This window comes from Mesorhizobium sp. ESP7-2, from assembly GCF_020164715.1.
GTDB lineage: Bacteria > Pseudomonadota > Alphaproteobacteria > Rhizobiales > Rhizobiaceae > Mesorhizobium.
Genome location: NZ_JAIUGQ010000032.1, coordinates 23,766 through 42,617, shown reverse-complemented (window position 1 = coordinate 42,617; position 18,852 = coordinate 23,766). Strand labels below are relative to the sequence as shown.

16 protein-coding genes are annotated in these 18,852 nt (G+C 57.8%); 2 read left to right on the top strand and 14 right to left on the bottom strand.

Annotated features, from left to right (window positions below; translation table 11 throughout):
• Positions 1–11: 11 nt before the first annotated feature.
• Positions 12–2,000 (bottom strand): UDP-N-acetylglucosamine 4,6-dehydratase, encoded by a 1,989-nt coding sequence (locus LB543_RS24750; protein ID WP_224615982.1) that lies wholly within the window; start codon positions 1,998–2,000, stop codon positions 12–14.
• Positions 2,001–2,348: 348 nt separating this feature from the next.
• Here LB543_RS24750 and LB543_RS24745 point away from each other — a divergent pair, with 348 nt between their 5' ends.
• A complete protein-coding gene (locus LB543_RS24745; RefSeq protein ID WP_224615981.1) occupies positions 2,349–2,972 on the top strand; it encodes a class I SAM-dependent methyltransferase in 624 nt (207 codons plus the stop codon).
• A gap of 147 nt (positions 2,973–3,119) precedes the next feature.
• On the opposite strand, the gene LB543_RS24740 is transcribed toward LB543_RS24745, so the two are convergent.
• The 13 genes from LB543_RS24740 to LB543_RS24680 form a co-directional block, all read right to left on the bottom strand.
• Positions 3,120–6,836, bottom strand: coding sequence for a glycosyltransferase (locus LB543_RS24740; protein ID WP_224615979.1), 3,717 nt, complete (start codon positions 6,834–6,836; stop codon positions 3,120–3,122).
• 47 nt (positions 6,837–6,883) lie between these two features.
• Entirely contained in the window at positions 6,884–7,570 is a 687-nt protein-coding gene (locus LB543_RS24735) for an ABC transporter ATP-binding protein (protein ID WP_224615978.1), read from the bottom strand.
• Between the two features lie 50 nt (positions 7,571–7,620).
• Positions 7,621–8,436, bottom strand: coding sequence for an ABC transporter permease (locus tag LB543_RS24730; RefSeq protein WP_224615977.1), 816 nt, complete (start codon positions 8,434–8,436; stop codon positions 7,621–7,623).
• Between the two features lie 205 nt (positions 8,437–8,641).
• A complete protein-coding gene (locus tag LB543_RS24725; protein ID WP_224615976.1) occupies positions 8,642–9,802 on the bottom strand; it encodes a glycosyltransferase in 1,161 nt (386 codons plus the stop codon).
• A 61-nt stretch (positions 9,803–9,863) separates the two neighbouring features.
• Entirely contained in the window at positions 9,864–10,367 is a 504-nt protein-coding gene (locus LB543_RS24720) for a GNAT family N-acetyltransferase (protein WP_224615975.1), read from the bottom strand.
• Positions 10,364–11,491 (bottom strand): DegT/DnrJ/EryC1/StrS family aminotransferase, encoded by a 1,128-nt coding sequence (locus LB543_RS24715; protein WP_224615973.1) that lies wholly within the window; start codon positions 11,489–11,491, stop codon positions 10,364–10,366. Before LB543_RS24715 ends, LB543_RS24720 begins: the two co-directional genes overlap by 4 nt.
• 25 nt (positions 11,492–11,516) lie before the next feature.
• Positions 11,517–12,419 (bottom strand): dTDP-4-dehydrorhamnose reductase, encoded by a 903-nt coding sequence (rfbD, locus tag LB543_RS24710; RefSeq protein ID WP_224615971.1) that lies wholly within the window; start codon positions 12,417–12,419, stop codon positions 11,517–11,519.
• The gene (gene rfbB, locus LB543_RS24705; protein ID WP_224616022.1) at positions 12,416–13,486 is read right to left on the bottom strand and encodes a dTDP-glucose 4,6-dehydratase; all 1,071 of its coding nucleotides are present in this window, start codon (positions 13,484–13,486) and stop codon (positions 12,416–12,418) included. Before rfbB ends, rfbD begins: the two co-directional genes overlap by 4 nt.
• A 29-nt stretch (positions 13,487–13,515) precedes the next feature.
• Positions 13,516–14,070, bottom strand: coding sequence for a dTDP-4-dehydrorhamnose 3,5-epimerase (rfbC, locus tag LB543_RS24700; RefSeq protein WP_224615969.1), 555 nt, complete (start codon positions 14,068–14,070; stop codon positions 13,516–13,518).
• Positions 14,071–14,952 carry a glucose-1-phosphate thymidylyltransferase RfbA gene (gene rfbA, locus LB543_RS24695; RefSeq protein WP_140760979.1) on the bottom strand — a complete coding sequence of 294 codons (882 nt, stop codon included), beginning with the start codon at positions 14,950–14,952 and terminating at the stop codon, positions 14,071–14,073.
• Between the two features lie 209 nt (positions 14,953–15,161).
• The gene (locus LB543_RS24690) at positions 15,162–15,974 is read right to left on the bottom strand and encodes a class I SAM-dependent methyltransferase (RefSeq protein ID WP_224615968.1); all 813 of its coding nucleotides are present in this window, start codon (positions 15,972–15,974) and stop codon (positions 15,162–15,164) included.
• Positions 15,975–16,075: 101 nt separating this feature from the next.
• Complete coding sequence (locus LB543_RS24685; protein ID WP_140760983.1) at positions 16,076–17,101, bottom strand: NAD-dependent epimerase; 1,026 nt, start codon at positions 17,099–17,101, stop codon at positions 16,076–16,078.
• 95 nt (positions 17,102–17,196) lie between these two features.
• Entirely contained in the window at positions 17,197–17,787 is a 591-nt protein-coding gene (locus tag LB543_RS24680; RefSeq protein WP_224596590.1) for a biotin transporter BioY, read from the bottom strand.
• Between the two features lie 115 nt (positions 17,788–17,902).
• On the opposite strand from LB543_RS24680, the gene LB543_RS24675 reads away from it, so the two are divergent.
• Positions 17,903–18,811 (top strand): MBL fold metallo-hydrolase, encoded by a 909-nt coding sequence (locus LB543_RS24675; protein WP_224615966.1) that lies wholly within the window; start codon positions 17,903–17,905, stop codon positions 18,809–18,811.
• Positions 18,812–18,852 lie beyond the last annotated feature (41 nt).

Genomic DNA, 18,852 nt, shown 5'->3' with positions numbered 1-18,852 from the left:
CTGGAATTGCTTTAGCTCGCCTGCCCGGCCGTCTTCGGGACCGCGTCCTGCTGCGCGTTCGCCCTTGTCTTCGTCGCGCGGTCGAGATCGGCCAGGATGGTGAGCGAGGCCGCCTTGTCTTGGCTCTTCATGGATTGCTGCAGCGCCGCGAGTGCTGCCTGGACATCCGACCACCGGGCGACATCGGTGCTGAGGCCAAAGATCTTGGCAATGCTGAGCTCGACCAATTCCTCGTCTTCGCCGTGCAGGGTCTCGTGGAGTTTTTCGCCCGGCCGGATGCCCGTGAAGCGGATTGGGATGTCCGTATAGGGGCTTTTTCCCGCCATGCGGATCATCGTTTCGGCGACCTCGACGATCGGCACGGGCTTGCCCATGTCGAGCATGTAGACGGCGTAGTCCTGGTCGGCCGGCCGCGACGCGGCATCGGCCGCCGACATGATGACGAGGTCGACGGCCTCGGCGACAGTCATGAAATAGCGCGTCATGCGCCGGTCCGTTATGGTGACCGGCCCGCCGGCCTCGATCTGGGCCTGGAATATGGTCGCCACCGAGCCATTGCTGCCGAAGACATTGCCGAAGCGCACCGCGATGAACTTGGTGGCGGCTCGGCGGCCGCCCGGTTCGCCGGCCGGCGTTCCATGCAAGGCGCTGACGATCTGTTCGGCGGCCCGCTTGGTCATGCCGAGCACGGACGTCGGATCGACGGCCTTGTCGCTGGAGACCATGACGAATTGCGCCACGCCGCACCTGGCGGCGACCTCGGCGCAGACAAGCGTGCCGAAGACATTGGTCTGGATGGCCGATTCCCAGTTCTCCTCCAGCAATGGAACATGCTTCAACGCCGCGGCATGGAAGAGGATGTCGGGTTTGAACTCAGTGACGACGCGCGTCATCTGGCGCCTGTCCGCGACATCAACGATGCGGACCTTGAGGCGATCATGGTCCTTCTCGTCGACATACTGGCTCAACTGGAAGATGCCGAATTCGGAATTGTCGGCGACCAGCACGGCCTCGGCTCCAAGCTCCAACGACCGCTTGACCAGCGTGCGCCCGATGGAGCCGGCGCCTCCCGTGACCAGGACGCGCTTGCCGCCGACGAAGGCGCCGATGCGCTCGATGTCGGACGGCACCGTCGGGCGGCGCAGGATCGTTTCCATCTCGACGGCATCGAGAACGAGCTTGCCCTCCTGGCCCACCTGTGAAAGCCCCGCGAACTGCACGACCCCGATGTCGCCGTGACGCGCGACGCGGACCAGCTCGGAATATTCCTCGATCTCATGCTCGGCGCCGCTGCCGAAGATCAGCAGATCGAGGCTCTTGCTGCCGGTCGCATAATCCTCCAGGACATCGATCAGGCGCGGCCGGGTCGCCACCACCGGAACCCCTTGAATGCGCGTGCCCAGCGGCGCGCCACGCTCGGTCGCCATGATGCCGGCGATGGAATGGTCGGCGGGCTGCGCCGTGCGCGTGAAACGAATGATCAGGTCGGCCTCGCCGAGCCGCCCGACGAACAGGGCCTGCTTGGTCCGCGTCTTGTCGGCCTTGCCGTTCAAAATACCCCAGCTCGCGCCGTCGCGTAGGAAGCGGTAGAACAGCCGGGGCGCCGAGATGATGGTGAAGGAGACGAGCAGGAAGACGATGAACTGGCGCTCGTTGAGGCCCGCGACCGGCTGGAAGGAACGCACGACCAGCGAAACGGCGTAGAGCACGAATGTCAGGATCGCGCAGCTCTTCAGGATGTTGAAGAAATCAGGCGTCGAGGCGAAGCGCCAGACCGTGGTGTAGAGCCCGCAATACCTGAACAGGAGATGGCTGATGAGCACGATGCTTGCCCAGGTGAGAAGCCCCTCCGTGGAGAGCGCCCCGAACGAAAGATCCGACCGCGACAGGACGAGGCTGAGCGCGACCGCGACCAGGACCATGACCACGTCCTGGACCATGATGAAGGCGCGCCGCATACCGGGCCTGAGTCCGAACACAGCTTCCAGGGAAGTATTCATTAGGCGGTACTAAACTCCGGGCTGTCGGCGAAACCACCAGCAAAGTGTGAACACGAGAATCATTCGTACACTTCCAAGTAGCATCTCCGGCCCCCGCCTGCTGTATCGCATACTGCGGGTGACGAGGCATAGCCAGATGTTTTTTGATGAGCCAATGGCCAGATACTACATGCTCAACAGCCGACGCCTTTCAAAACCCGCCTCAAAGTGAACATCGTAACGACCTCTCGTCCCAATGGGACCGGTCAGCGCTGATGGCAAGCCATGCCCTGACAATTCCCAGATTGCCGGTTAGACACATGCTGCTGGGACCCTTGACCAGAGATTTATAATCAGAGGAAGTGGCCAATGAGTCGAGATTGGGACAATTGGGATGTTGATGGAATTGCGGATGAAATTCAGGCGATCTGGCAAAATTCGCCAACCGAAGATGCTCATCGCCAAGAGCTAATCGATATTGTCTTGCATCATGTTGCTCCTCCCGCACTGTCCATTTTGGAAGTTGGCTGCGGAACCGGCCTCATTTACGAAAAGCTCGTCAGGAATCTACCAGGTGGTGCCAGCTATAAGGGCGTCGATTCATCTGTGAAAATGCTGGAGATAGCGAGAGGAGGTTTCCCAGAAGGCGAATTTCTTTTCGGGGATGGCTATGAGCTCGTTTTCAGAGATCAGCAATTCGATGTGGTCTTGTGTTTCGAGGTACTCGGCCATATCCCAGAGATAGAGCAGTTCATCGCCGAATTGCTTCGTGTGACACGAAAAACATGCATCTTCACGACTTGGCCGAGCGACGGACAGGAAATAGTTGAAAATTACGAGACGATTAGTGGCGTTCAGTTTTTACACCGACGATATCCAGATGCTTTTATTCGGAAAACCGTCCGCACCTTGGGGCCTAGGAATCTAGGCACCATTGAGTCCGTTAGCCTTCGCTCCGGCGGGCAAGCCTACATTGTTACGCGCCATTCTTGACAATTCCTAAGCGCGATTTAGGCCCGCGCTTCCCGATGTTCACGTACTTGTACGTACGCGACGCCTCGGTTCTCGAAAATCTGGCGATCTCCGCCTCCACGATCAGAAGGGAAACGAAGAGGCGCGTCCAACATGCGGTGCCGGCCATTACTCGAACTTAGCGAAAGGGAACCGCTTTAGCGCGCCGTAGAGCGCCGCTGGCCGCACTACTTCATAGATGGTGACTGGTACGTCCGATTCTCGTGCGAAGACTCTCAGGTGCCATCCTGCCTGAAGGTCATGGAGAGGCGTGTTCAGCGAGAATTTCACGGGCAGCCCCTCTTCAATATCGGCGAGGGAGCGCGCCGTCGAATCGAGAATCTTGTCTTTGCTTGACACGATCTCGATGCCTACAAGCCCGGCCGACGCTCGAACAAGCGGCACAATACCGAGATGGATGGTCGCCAGGGAGGGAAGCGCAAAATGGACGGTGTACTCCCGGTAGGAAATGCCCGAAATATCCTCACTTAGGCGCAGTTCATCACGTCGCGTCCGGCCAAAGTGCTGGCGGCTGAACAGATCAAGCGGAGCGAAGAGAGGGGAAATCGTATCCCACACCTTACTCGGCCGCCAATTGACGGCTCTCGCAAGCCTGAGCGGACGCGAGAAATGTTGGGCTTCCACCTCCGAGTGGAGCCTGGCAATTGTGGAAGCCGCAGCGGGCTCGAAGCTCCTGGGGAGCATACCCAGTCGGACCATCGAGATATCAGTGATCGCCTCGGTCGACTTCTCGGACGCCGACCTGCTGAAAGCGCTCAGATAGAGGTCCATCAATTCCGCGCGGACATAGCTTGAGCGCCCCAGAAAACCTATCGTCCGATTGGCACTGCGCAAAATGTCAGCTCTCCGTGCAGCTGAATACTGCAGAAATTCCTTGACGGCATTCGCCAGTTCTTCGGGGGATGCGTCCTTGGCGATCAAACCGTTGTAGCGATGCTTGATCAATTCAGATACGCCCCCAACGCTAGGCGATATAACAGCGACACCCGACGCCATCGCCTGCAGCATGGTCTGCGGCATGGATTCGTCCAGCGCGGAAATAAGTAATATGTCGCAACTCGCGTAGAAACGTTCCGGATCGGAAACGAATCCATGAAAAATGACGTGGTTCTCCAGATCTTTCTCCGCCACATAATCGCGGCACGTCTTCGCGTAATCCGAGTGGAGGCCGTCGTAGCCGATCACGTGGACCGTGACGCCAAGTCCAGCTTTGCGCAGAAGTAGAGCCGCCTTGATGGCAGCGAGTTGATTCTTGCGGGGCTGCAGCGTTCCCGAGACGACTATCTGCAGCGGATTTTGTATGGCAAAGTTCCGATCCTCCCGTGGCGAGAAAAGCGAGAAATAGGCCTGGTCGACGGGGCAAACGATCCGGCGTATTGGAACCCCAGATGCGGTCTCCCATCTTTCAGCGTGCGTTGTTGATGAGCAATGGGCCACATGGGCGAAAGCCCTAGCATCGGCTCCGTCATAGTATTGATGAACGCTTGCCACGACTGGAACGCCAAGTTCCTGACCCAGCGCCGTCATGGCTGGCTGCCAGGTGGCAAAATGCATCAGACCTATATGCAGATCGCATATCTTCTCTCGAATCCGCTGGGCAGCCTGGGTGTCTGACTGGTCTCGTGGGCGTACTTTGGCGGGATCGGTTCTGCAGGCGCCAGAGGGCCAGTTCTCCTCCAAAAGTGGAGCGTCGTTGGTCGCCTCGCTCCAGCGGCGGGCAAATTCCGCCCCAAAGTTCGCATTGCGCTGGACAAGGCCGACAACCTTGAAACCAAATGAACTTACGAGCGCCGCATGCCGCAGCAAATGAAGGGTTGCCCCCCCTAGAGCAACCTCATGAAAAGAATAGAGAACTGCTCTCTCTTTCAAACGAGCATGGAGCTCCGTTGCGGCGAGAGCACCGTAAAAGTCGTAGTATTGCATCTCCGTAGTATAGCAGCTCTCAACATAAGTCCGCGCTCGCTCGAAAATCTCGTCGCGTTGCTCCGCCGTGAGCGTGAGCAGGCCTTCAATCGCGTCTGCCCAAGTCTCAGGTTGGTTGCTGACCTTGACACAAACCGCATCCGGTAAGCGACTGTAGGGCGCTACATCGCTCATCACGCTAATTGCACCTGCCACGACCGACTCCAACAGTTTGACAGGACTCTTACTCCGTTCTGTGCGTGTTCCGCCTTCAAGAGGCGTGAGCGAAAGATCGAAATACGTGCTGCGTAACTCCCCAAGATAGCCGTCGTACGAATGGGTGAAAGGCTTGAAATGGACATCGCAATCCAGAGCAGGAAAATCTCCCGGATCTATGCCCCAGAAATGAAATTCGACATTATTCCTATAACGGGAGGCGACGCGCTGAAGTCCTGGCCAGAGCTTAGCAATCACTGGTCTGCGGAACTTACCGCTAAAAATCGCGATACGAAGCTTTCCAGAGCGGTCGTATTTCCGTCGCTCTATATATCGACGCGGAATATTTGTTTTCAATTGAATTACATGAGCATTATAGTTTCTAAAATCCTCTATGATTTCATCGCTATATCCGACCACAGCATCAGCACCGGTTATCTGGGCCACTATGCTGCGGTATGCCGGCGTGCCAGGTGCAATAGAGGAATGCTCAAGCCCCACTTCATGGAAGCGAAGCATGTTGTCATCCATGAGATAGGCACAGGGAACACGCTTACCTACAAGCGCCTTTGCCGCACCTACAGTACGATACAGAATGGCGATGTCGGTATCAGAAGTATCAAAGGATGGAACATCTCCTTCTTTCACGAAGGTACTGGCGAAACCCCGCTGACCAGCAAGGCTCTCGAAATTCCGGATAGTGACGTCGACTGAGGTGCTATAATCCGGCTTTGTCACCAAGACGGCTTTGTGCGCCATGGCTCCAGACGCTGCTACAGCCAATTCCGAAGGGCTACAATAGTCATTGAACTTGGAGAGGAAAGGTAGAACCTCCTTTCTATAATAACGTCGGACCTCCTGATTTGAAAAGCGGCTGCCCCAATGATCGGTCGAAATCAGATCATAGTTCGCTATCGCGGCGGGCTTTAGTAAATTATCCCGGGGCAGCAACAGGTATTTCCTATGACGAGTAAAATCAGCAGGAACATCACGACCGAGTGAATGTACCATATTGGCTCTTACCGTTGAGCAGGGTGCGTCTATCCAATGGAAAGGAGCTGCCTTTCCGAAACGCAGCCAGAGATCGTAGTCCGAATACCGCCTGTTCACCAAATGGGGATCGTACATGCCGTATTTCTCAAACAGCGCAGCATGATGCATCACGGTGTTGTTTGCGATGTAATTCCCATTCATGAGGAGGGCATAATTAAATTCTTGCCCGAGTATCCCCTGGAAGGTCTCAATCTCGTCTGTCGCCTTGTAAAACTCACAGCTGCCGTAGACCACGCTGGGAACGGACTGGCGCTCTATCCATTCCATGCGCATTTTCAAGCTTTCGTCTGCCCAATGATCATCATCAAACTGATATGCGATGTACTTGCCACGACCATGAAGAGCAGCCTGGTTCACGCGCAGAGCCGGAAGACCGCTGTTATGCTTATATGAGTGGATGATGATCCGGGAATCTGCAAGATGGTACTCATTTAGCACGTCGGCGGTACCGTCCCGCGAACCGTCATCGACGATGATGAGTTCGAAATCACCATAGCTTTGCGAAAGGACACTCTCAATCGAACGCTGCAGAAGCCCGTTAGCCCGCGCAAATGTGGGAAGGATCACCGTCACTTTCGGTGCTGAATTCCTTTTTTCTATCCGTCTTACGGAAAGATCGTGACCGCAATCGCCAAATTTCATCTTATCTCCCAAACCAGATTCCGCGGGCGAGAAGTATTGGTCCGCTGCCGCGGAACTGATTATTTCTGTGACGATTCATACTTAGCGATCACATCGTCGGTCCGGCCATCCATGATGACCCGGCCTTTTTCCAACCATATGGTTCGACTGCAAAAACTTTTTAATAAATCAAAATTATGGGACGAAAAGACAAGAATCTTGCCTTGCTCCATGAATTCGAACATGCGGCGTTTTGCTTTTTTCGCGAAGCGAAGGTCGCCGGCTCCCATGACCTCGTCGATGAGTAGGATTTCTGGATTTATGCTGGTTGAGACGGCAAACGCGAGGCGGATGAACATGCCCGCCGAATAGGTGCGGACGGGATATTCCAAAAATTCGCCAAGCTCGGTAAAATCCTCGATCTCAGGCAGTTTGGCCTCAATCTCCTCCGGCGTCATGCCAAGCAACAACCCACGGATACGGATATTGTCGCGGCCAGTTTGATGCATCTCAAAACCAGTGGCGAACTCGAACATCGGGCAAACATGCCCCTCAGTTTCCGCGATGCCGCTGGTGGGCATATAGATGCCCGCCATCACCTTCAAGAGAGTGCTCTTGCCCGCGCCATTTAAGCCGATAAGCCCCACCCGCTCTCCCTGTCCGATAGCAATAGTCACCTCCTCCAGGGCCAGGACATTATAGGTGCCGGAAGTCCGTTCACCGCTTCGCCTTCTGGTGAGCCAGCCTATGAGGCCATCGGTGTTCATGTCGCCAGTGAAACGTAGGCCGACGTCCCTTAGTCGTATGAAGTTCTGAGTCAAAGAAGCAACACCACTTTCTTGTCCAAACGTGAAGCGACATACCAGGCTATGAAATACACCACCAGAATATAGACAAACACAAAGCCATAGGTCGACAGCGGCGCCAAGCTAGCAGTCAAGACTGGACGACGAACGACGTCAATTAAGTGATAGATCGGATTGACGAGATAAACGATTTCTAGTCCGTGGTTCTTGAGAACGCTGGCAGGAACGACGATCGGGGTCAGATAGAACACAGCCTGCAGCACACCCGCTAAGGCATGCGGAAGATCACGGAAGGCAGTCCCAAGATAAGCAAAAATTGTTGTATGCCCCAGCAAAGTTATATAGAGCAGAAGAAGACCTGGGATAGCTAACAGCCATCCGGTAGGTTCGAAAGTGCCCAGAAAAAGCTGCACGACAGCCACCGCTGTCAGACCCATCACGAAGTTCATACTGTTGCTGACGAGCGCCCGCAGGATGTAGATTTGCTTTGGATAGGAAAACTGTTTGATATAACCTTCGGCGCCCACAAAGACCATCGCGGCATCGACCATAGACGCTGAAATCATCCCCCAGGTGACGAAACCTAGCATCAAATACGGGAGAAAGGCCTTCAGATCCTGCCCGAACATGACGCCATAAACAAAGCCAATAGCACCCACGTATACCCCAAGATTGAGAAGGATCCACAATGGACCAATGAACGAACGGCGGTAGCGACGCTTGATGTCTTGCACGCCGATGAAGAACCAGACGCGATGCAGCAGTAGCGAGCGCATAGAATCTCGGAGCAGTCTGCTCTTATCCGCACTAGAATAGCTATGTTTCATGAACCGCACCGGGCATGCCGGAGTCCGTTTTGTTTGAGTTCACGCAGTGGCAAGCGGTCCTTACCACCGCATGATAGCGCTGCTCGGCGTGGGCTGGTAGGATGCTCTGATCGGGATGGCGAGTCTCCGCCGCTGCCCCTCTCGCTAAAAATCATGCGGCCGCATCGCCTGTCAAGAGCGGCTTGAGCCATGAGAAAAGAAAACACTACTCTCTCTTTAGTACCTTTTTTGCAGCGCACCGCGCAACAAGGGAATAACCTCCTTCGTGATGAATGACTAAGAAACTAATCCAATATCGCTCTACTCTTCTCCATATTTTGTTAAGCCTGAATTTGCGTCGCTTAAGAGATTTTACATTCGGTTGCTCGCGCTCACCAATTTGTATAAACACACGCGCCCATTCATCAGAAATTGATCGAACATCATACTTTGATTTTGCGTGACTAAAGGCCATACTCGCAATTTTAATTCGCTTTTCTGGCATTTCAATCAAGTAAGAGATCGAATCAAGCCATGACTCAGGCCTATTATCAACCAAAATACCTGTGACAGAATTTTTTACGACATCCATGTATGGAGGTATGTCCGAGTATATACCTGCTATATGACAGGCACTGTATTCGCGATACTTGTTGTCAGTCTTGCTGCGGTTTGCTTCATGATCAATCAGAGGCGCCAAGCCGATCGTCCAATTTCTCGACGCTTGGAATTTGATGTAAGCGTCGTAGTCCCCAATATGCGGAAAGAAGCGGACCCTCGTTCCTACCTCAACTCCCCTTGGAAGAACGCCAGCGAACTCGAACACTGTCTGTGGGAACCGATCGAGGATCGGTTCAATGATCGGTGATATCAAGTCCAGATCGTCGACACGCGAGGGGCTTCCGGCAAAACCGATCCGGATCTCCTCAGTGCAGGATAGCGACACACCGTCAATAAGTGAAAAGTCGAAGAACGTCGGCAAAACCGCTACGCGATTGTTCAACCGTGACACGAATCTTGCCAGCTCAGAGGAGTTGACGATTACGGTTTCAGCATGAGAGACCGCAAAGTTCAGCGACTTTCTAACCAGCGGGTGCCGATAGTACGCGGCGAGCGGACCGTTTCCAGTGATCCGCCAGAAATTGTCATCAATATAATATGCGTACGATTTATCTGCGTCGGCCAGCATTTGTGCCCACAATAACATCAGCGGGTCCGCACACCGCACAAACATCGGAATCTTATCCGAGGTAAAGTCCTCGATCTGAAGCTCGCTAAGGAATTTTACCTCGTGATCGACGCCATGTGCGCGGCAAGCACTCATGACTTGCTCAAGCAAATACGTGGTCGCGATTTTTGCTTCTACAATCATCAGAACGCTAATCATGTTGGACTCGCATAGCTGCCCGATTCGATGATTCTCCGCTCCGCGTAAAGTTGCGCCTTAGTCATGAACCGCTGTCTTGCCCAAACCCCATACGGATCAAGCCGCCGGAGCGGCCTTCTTCCAGGAAGCCCTGACGTGTGTAGAGACGAATAGCCTTCGTATTTTGCTCCATGACGTCTAGAAAAAGATAGGAGAGACGCAGGAATTGCGTGCCGAAGCGGACGATCTCTGCGCAAGAACGACGGATATAGCCTTTGCCGGCCATTTCCGGCGCGACCAGAAATCGGCCGACTTCAGCCCTCTTGGCATCTTTGTCGATGTCGTAAATGGCACATTGGCCGACTGGTTGCCCGTCCGCCTGTACCAGGAAGAAAAGATCATTCTGTTTTCTAAGGTAGCTGTTATACCAGGCGATGTGCGCGGCGAGATCGATCTTGTCGGAATTCTTGAACCAGACACGTGCCTCGTCGCGGTTACGCCAGTCGAGGATCGTCCTGAGATCCCGCTCCTCCACGAGCCTCAAAACGACGGTGCCGTCTCCGAAAGGGGCGATCTGTGGTTTCATTGAGCGTATTTGAGAACTAAGTCGGAAATCAAATCGACATCTGCCTTGCTCATACGAAGGTGCAGCGGCAACGAGATGATTTCCTGGCTTGCCGTTGTCGCATTCGGGCAAGTGCCGGCAGCGAAAGAATACATTCGATAGTCCGTGTTGTCACGATAATGAACTCCCGGATATACGCCATGCTCGTTGAGGGCAAGCATCAGATTGTCTCGATTCTGGACCCGTATCTGCAGAAGATGCTGGGCAGATTCACAACCTGGCGCAGTAGGCACAACGTGAACATGATTGTGGCCTTGCAGGTTCTGGCGGTACCAAACCGCTAATTGCCGCCGAAAGGAATTGTCGATATCGAGATATTTCAACTGGACGATGGCAATCGCGGCCATAATCGAATTGCCGTGATATTTATGCCCGATCTCCTCGACGTCATACATCCATTTGTAGGCCCCCTGGGAAGCGGTGCGCGCATATGTATCCTTGTTGATGCCCAACCAGGTGAGCTTGCGGACGCGCTCATCGTCCTCCGCTTCCTTGAAACAAATCATTCCGGAATCGGCGGTTGGAAGATTCTTGACCGCCTGGAAACTGAACACCGATACATCAGCGTCACCACCGATGTGCCTGCCGTCGACGCGGGTGCCTGACATGTGGGCAGCGTCGAGCACCAGTTTGATGTCGCGCGCGCGGCAAATCTCCAATATCTTCTGATACTGACCAACGTTGCCTCCCATGCCGACGAATATCAATGCTTTCGTTTTCTCGGTGATCCGCTCAAGCACACTTTGCGGGTCAAGGCAGAGATACTCGTCAACATCAGCGAATACCGGCTTGAGGCCAGCATATAGAATGGCATGATTTGTCGACACGAACGTCAACGGCGTGGTGATGACCTCACTGTCATCATTCCATCCATATTTGGACTTGAACAACTGGAAAGCCAGATGAAGCCCAACCGTATTGGAATTCAGAAAATGGGCGTGTGAGAGACCCGTATAGTTCTTCCACGCCGTCTCAAATTCAGCGGTCTTGAAGCCTAATCCGGTCCATCCTTTTTCCAGGCACTCACGGATACCCGCAAGGCATTCTTCGATGCGGAAACTCGGTACGAATAATTGAACGCTCATCAAGACTCTCCGTGACGCTGGCGGTTCACACGTTGCTGGCGTGCCCCGTCTGACCGTTCAGGAGACGAGATACGATTTCTTTTGTCGATTGCTGCCATTCGGGCGCCGTCCAACCACAGGTTGCGGTGAACTTCGCCGTAGATAACCTAGAATTGGGGGGGCGGCGCGCCTTGGTCGGATAGTCTACTGTAGCAATGTCTCGTACCCGCGCCCAAGGGCCACCAAACACGCGGCTTGTGTCCAGGATATGACGCGCGAAACCACTCCAATTGGTCTCGCCTGTTCCCACCAAATGGTACACACCGAAGGACGAAAAGCCCGTTCTGGGATGCAACATCGCTGCCGCATGCAAGATTGCGTCAGCAATATCAAGCGCTGAAGTGGGATTTCCCCACTGGTCGGCCACGACGGCGATCTCGTCCCTGTCGACGGCAAGCTTCAGCATCGTCTTGACGAAATTCCGGCCGAACGGGCTGTATGCCCATGCCGTGCGCAGGATCAGATGGCGCGCATTGGCAGCGGCCACCGCTTGTTCACCAGCGAGCTTGGAGGCACCGTATGTATTACGCGGTGCAGGCGTATCAGTTTCGACATAGGCATCGGCCTTGGCGCCGTCGAAGACATAGTCGGTCGAAAGATGGATGACGGGAACGCCGAGCCGCGCCGCGGCCTCGGCCACCTTGCCGGCACCGGTCGCGTTTACCGCAAAGGCCAGATCGGGCTCGTCCTCGGCCTGATCGACGGCGGTGTAGGCGGCGGCCGACACGACGATATCGGGCTTCGCCGCCGCGATGGCGTCGATGACGGTGTCGGGTCTTGCCAAATCGAGCTCCGGGCGACCGAGGGCGACGACCTCCGTGCCCGCGCGGCCGGCCTCCAGCAGGCTCGCCGCGACCTGGCCGTCGCGTCCGGTGACGAGGAGCCTCACGCGCCCACCTTGCGTGCTTCGCCCAGCCTTTCGCCGGCATAACGCTGTTCGCGGATCGGCCCCCACCACCATTTGTTGTCGAGGAACCAGTCCACCGTCCTGGCAAGGCCGCTGTCGAAATTCTCCCTCGGCGTCCAGCCGAGTTCTCGGCTTATCTTGGTGGCGTCGATGGCGTAGCGGCGGTCGTGGCCGGGGCGGTCGGTGACGAAGGAGATCAGTTCGCGATAGCGCCTGCCGCCGGCGCGCGCGCGCCTGGTGTCGAGCAGGTCGCAGATCGTCTCGACGACGGCGAGGTTGGTGCGTTCCGAATTGCCGCCGACATTGTAGCTCTCGCCCGGATGGCCTTTCGTGGCGACGAGTTCCAGGGCACGCGCATGATCCTCGACGAACAGCCAGTCGCGCACATTGGCGCCGGCGCCATAGACCGGCAGCGGCTTTTCGTCGAGCGCGTTGAGAATGACCAGCGGGATCAGCTTCTCGGGGAAATGATAGGGGCCGTAATTGTTCGAACAGTTGGAAAGCACGACCGGCAGGCCGTAGGTCTCGTGCCAGGCGCGCACCAGATGGTCCGAAGCCGCCTTCGAGGCGGAATAGGGCGAGGACGGCGCGTAGGGTGTCTCCTCGACGAACATGCCGCCGTCGAAAGGCAGGTCGCCGAACACCTCGTCGGTGGAGACGTGATGGAAGCGGAAGCGGCCCTTTTTGTCGCCGGACAGGCCGCGCCAATATTCCAGCGCGGCATTGAGGATCTTGTAGGTGCCGACGATGTTGGTCTCGATGAAGGCGCCCGGGCCGTCGATCGAGCGGTCGACATGGCTCTCGGCGGCGAGGTTCATGACGATGTCGATATCGTCGCGGCGCAGAAGATCGAGCACCGCCCTCTCGTCGCAGATATCGGCCTGGGCGAAGCTGTAATTGTGGACATTCTCGATCGGCCGCAGCGAGGCCAGGTTGCCCGCATAGGTCAGCTTGTCGAGATTGGTCACCCGGTAGGCCGGGTTGGCGCACAGATGCCGGCAAACCGCCGAACCGATGAAGCCGGCACCGCCCGTCACCAGAAAATTCATCGCGCCGTCCTTATGCACCACACGCTCCATCAGGCGAACACCTCGGCCGCCGCCAGCAGCGGCGCCTTGAGGTCCTTGTCGGAAAGCTGGAACCCGCCGGCCAGCGACGGCCATTCGATGCCGATGGCGGGATCGTCGAAACGGATCGAGCGGTCATGCTCGGGAGAATAGGTGTCGGTCACCTTGTACAGCACCTCGGTGTCGGGCACGAGCGTGACGAAGCCGTGCGCGAAACCCTTTGGCACCAGGATCTGATTGCCCTTTTCGGCCGACACTTCCAGCGCGACCCATTTTCCGAAGGTTTTCGAGGCGCGGCGGATATCGACCGCGATGTCGAAGATGCTGCCACGGATGACGCGCAGCAGCTTGTCCTGGGCGCGCGGCGCAAGCTGGTAGTGAAGCCCGCGCAGGACGCCCGGGGCGGCGGAATAGGAGTGGTTGTCCTGCACGAACGTCAAATCGATGCCGGCCCGCGAAAAGCGCTCGGCATTGTAGGTTTCCATGAAGAAGCCGCGTGCGTCGCCATGGCGTTTCGGAACGATTTCCAGCACCCCGTCGATGCCCAGGGATCTCACCTCCAGCATCTAGCCCTCCGAAAGATCGGCGACACGCCGGCGCAGATAGGCGGCGTACTCGTTCTTTCCCAGGCGGGTCGCGCGCTCCAGCACCATGTCCGCCGTCAGCCAACCCTGTTCGAAGGCGATCTCCTCCGGGCAGGCGACCTTGATGCCCTGGCGATGTTCGATCGTGCGCACGAAGGAAGAGGCTTCGTGCAGGCTGTCATGGGTGCCGGTGTCGAGCCAGGCATAGCCGCGGCCCAGCCGGTGAACATGGAGCTGGCCGCGCTCGAGATAGACATTGTTGACCGCCGTGATCTCGATCTCGCCACGCGCCGAAGGACGAATGGTCGGGGCGATGTCGACGACGTCGTTGTCGTAGAAATAGAGACCGGTGACGGCCCAGTTGGACTTCGGCTTCTGTGGCTTTTCCTCGATCGTCAGCGCGGTTCCGGTCGCCTTGTCGAAAGACACCACGCCATAGCGTTCGGGGTCCTCGACATGGTAGGCGAACACCGAAGCCCCCCTCTGGCGCGATGCCGCGGCACGGCAAAGCTGCGACAGCCCGTCGCCAAAATAGATGTTGTCGCCCAGGATCATCGACACGCTGTCCTTGCCGATGAAATCGCGGCCGATGATGAAGGCTTCCGCGAGGCCATTGGGCTGCGGCTGCTCGGCGTAAGACAGTGCCAGCCCGAAGTCCGATCCGTCGCCGAGTAAAGCACGGAAAGCCGGCAGATCACGAGGCGTCGAAATGATCAGAATCTCTCGTATTCCCGCGAGCATCAACACGCTCAGCGGATAATAGATCATCGGCTTGTCGTAAATGGGAAGAATTTGCTTAGAGACTGCTAATGTTAGTGGATAAAGACGTGTTCCACTGCCTCCAGCAAGGATAATTCCTTTCAAGAAGCTCTCCTCGACATGCCAAAGCCCCCCGGCCCTGAGTGCCTGTGCTTAGGTTTCATGCATTGGCTTGTCAATGCGGCACACGACAAACGTGTCGGCCATGTTGAATACCGTCCATCGACGGGCGCCTCCCGCTTCGGCCGGACCCGCCTGATCCCAATCTTGGCAAGGCCGAGGCCCCGATCACCGTAGGGCAGACATACCAACATTTAGGCCACAGCCATGATTACATGCGCCTGGATTTTGGCGGCAACTTCGCCACTGCCATGTCTGTCGGCAATGGCGGATGCCGCGTAGTCGGTTGCGGCGTCCAGTTTTCCAGCGTCCCTGGCCTCGATTTCGCTGCGAAGAACGGTGCCCTGACAATAAGCGACGGCCGGAAGGCGCGGCGAGGATGCGCGGCTTTGTTCGGCTGTCGTCTCGATCGCAACGTCGGAGAAACCCGCATCCTCCAGGTCGCGACGGATCAGCGCCTTATCGTGGTAGCCGTGCGGCGTGCGTGCCAGGAAGCGCGGCGGATCGTCGGGAAAAATCCGCGCCAGCGCATTGGTCACGTCATCGGCGAACACATTCTCCTCGATGCGATCCCATACGTTGAACAAGAACCGTCCTCCCGGCTTCAAGACCCGCCTGGCTTCGCGGTAGGCGGAGGTGCGGTTTGGAAAGAACATCGCACCGAACTGGCAACAGACGAGATCGAAGGCCGCATCCTCGAACGGGAGCGCCATCCCATCCGCCTGGCGCCATTCGATGCGGCTGTCGGGTGTCTGTCGTGAGGCGGCATAGTCGAGCATCGGCTGGTTCAGGTCGGTCACCATATAGCTTGCGCCAGGGGCCAATCTTGGCGCCAATGCGCGGGTGACGACCCCGGTGCCCGCGGCGATTTCCAGGACCGCGCCCGGCGACAGAGCCGCGGCTCGTTGCGCGATATCGACGGCGAACGGCTCGAAAATCAAAGGCACCATGTAGCGATCGTAGTTTTCCGGGATCGAGCCCGCGAACAGCTTGTCCGTTTCCAACATGGCAATCCCCACCGTCTGATGACTTGGGAGACTAGCACATATTTTTGGTCCTGGTCTTTTTCGACCGGGAGCCGGCCTCTACGCGGCCAAGAGCGCGTTCATCACGCCCGCCCAAAATAATCCTGGTACCACTCGACGAACCGCCCTACCCCCTCGGTGACGGAGGTGCGGGGGCGGTAGCCGACCGCCGCTTGCAGCGCCGAAGTATCGGCGAAGGTGTCGGGCACGTCGCCGGCCTGCAGCGGCAAGAGTTCGACCACGGCCTTGCGGCCAAGCGCGTTTTCCAGCGCCTCGACATAGGCGGTCAGCTTCACCGGGTTGTTGTTGCCGATGTTGAAGATGCGCCAGGGCGCACTGCTGGTCGCCGGATCCGGATGGCTGGAATCCCAGGCCGGGTTGGCCGCGGCGGGACTGTCGCTGGCGCGAATCACGCCCTCGGCGATGTCCTCGACATAGGTGAAGTCGCGCGTGTGGTTGCCGTTGTTGAACAGCTTGATCGGCTCGCCGGCCAGGATGCTCCTGGTAAACAGGAACAGAGCCATGTCAGGTCGCCCCCAGGGACCGTACACGGTGAAGAAACGCAGCCCCGTGGTCGGTAGGCCGAATAGATGGCTGTAGCTGTGCGCCATCAGTTCGTTGGCGCGCTTGGTGGCGGCGTAGAACTGCAAGGGATGGTCGGCCGGGCGATGCTCGGAAAACGGCATGTCGGTGTTGGCGCCGTAGACACTGGAGGTGCTGGCATAGGTCAGGTGCCCGACGCGGCTGCCGCGGCAGGCCTCGAGCATGTTGGTGAAAGCAACGATGTTGCTCTCGACATAAGCGCGCGGATTTTCCAGGCTGTAGCGGACGCCTGCCTGGGCGGCGAGATGGATCACCCGGTCGAAGGCGTGGTCGGCAAAGCAGCCATCGACCACGCCACGGTCGGCAAGATTGCCATGGATGAAATGATAGCCGGCATTGGTGCCGCGGCTCGCCTCGGCCAGCAGCCGCAGCCGCGCCTGCTTGATGTCGGGGTCGTAGTAGTCGTTGATGCTGTCGATGCCGACAACCTCGTCACCACGCTCCAGGAGCCGCCTGGCGACATGATAGCCTATGAAGCCGGCGGCGCCGGTGACCAGAACCTTCATCAGAAACGCCCGTCCGTGACATGCCTGGGGAACAGGCCCGAGCTCATCGCAGGCCAAGCCCCGGCCCGGAGTGATCCGGGCCGGATGCTCTCAAATCAGGAGCGCTTCAGCAACGACCAGACGGCCGGCACTAGGCTGGCCGCGAGAGCGACCTTGATCAGGTCGCCGACGATGAACGGCACGACGCCGAACTGCCAGGATTTTTCCGGGCCGATGAGCAGCGCCAGCCAGGCAAAACCCATCGCCATCATCACCACTTCGGCAACCAGCATGGCGTTGAAAAGCTTGATCGGATGACGGTCCCAGCCGCGGTCGGCGGCCCAGCCGACAATCGCCGCCATTACCACGAAGCCGGCGAGATAGCCGCCGGTCGAGCCCAGCATGTAGGCGATGCCGATGCCTTTTTCCGGCGTGCCCTGGAAGACCGGGAAGCCCATCGCGCCTTCCGCCATGTAGAGCAGCAGGGTGGCGACGCCGAGCCGCATGCCGAAGGCGGCGGCGATCAGAAAGACGGCGAGCGTCTGCATCGAGATATCGACAGGCCCGAGCACCACCTTGGTCTTGGCCGAAAGGGTCAACAGCAGTGTGCCGGCGATCGCCAGCAAAAACTGCGTCGCCAGTCGCGCAGCACCTTCCTGCGGCAAGGCCAGAAAAACAAGCGGGCGCGTCGTCGTTGCGGTTGTCATGGTCTTCCCCAATTCAATCTTGCCGCGAACCAGAAATCGCGGTCTTGCATTTTCCTATATTGGCTTGCGTGCTATGCGGCAATCGGTTTTGCCGTTCTTGGAACAATGCGCCGACATGGCTCTCAAATTCGATACCAGCTTCGACCCCGCATATGGCCAGGGCGTAAGCGTGGCCCCCGACGTGCAGCGCGTCACGGCCCGGAATCCCAGTCCCTTCACCTTTCATGGCACCAACAGCTATGTCGTGGGACGCGACACGCTGGCGGTGATCGATCCCGGACCGGATGACGGGTCGCATCTCCGGACCTTGCTCGACGTAATCGCCGGACGGCCGGTCAGCCACATCTTCGTCAGCCACACGCATCGCGACCATTCTCCGCTGGCGGCCCGGTTGAAGGAGCACACCGGCGCCCTGGTGCTGGCGGAAGGACCGCACCGACCGGCGAGGCCCTTGCATATCGGCGAAACCAATGCGCTCGACGCCAGCGCCGACACCGCTTTCGTTCCCGACATCGCGTTGCTGGACAGTGAACTGGTCAGCGGCGACGGCTGGGCGATCCGGACGGTCCTGACGCCCGGCCACACCGCCAATCACGCGGCATTCGCGCTGGAAGGAACCGGCATCCTGTTTTCAGCCGATCATGTCATGGGTTGGGCAACCTCCATCGTCGCGCCGCCGGACGGGGCAATGGCCGATTACATGGCATCGCTGGACCGGCTGATCGAGCGCGGCGATCGCCTGCTGCTGCCTGGCCATGGTGGACCGGTAGCGGCGCCGCGCGCTTTCATGCGCGGGCTGAAGACCCATCGCAAGATGCGCGAACGAGCCATACTGGAGCGGATCAGAGCCGGCGACAGGACCATTCCCGACATGGTCAAGGCGATCTACAGGGATACCGATCCCCGGCTGCACGGCGCCGCCGGCCTGTCGGTGCTTGCCCATCTGGAGGACCTGGTGGCGCGCGGCGTGGTGGCGACGGACGCCGCCCCCGCCATCGACGGCATCTTCACGCCGGGCCGATAGGCCTGCCCACCACCCACGCGTTGATCATGCCATTGTCGCGA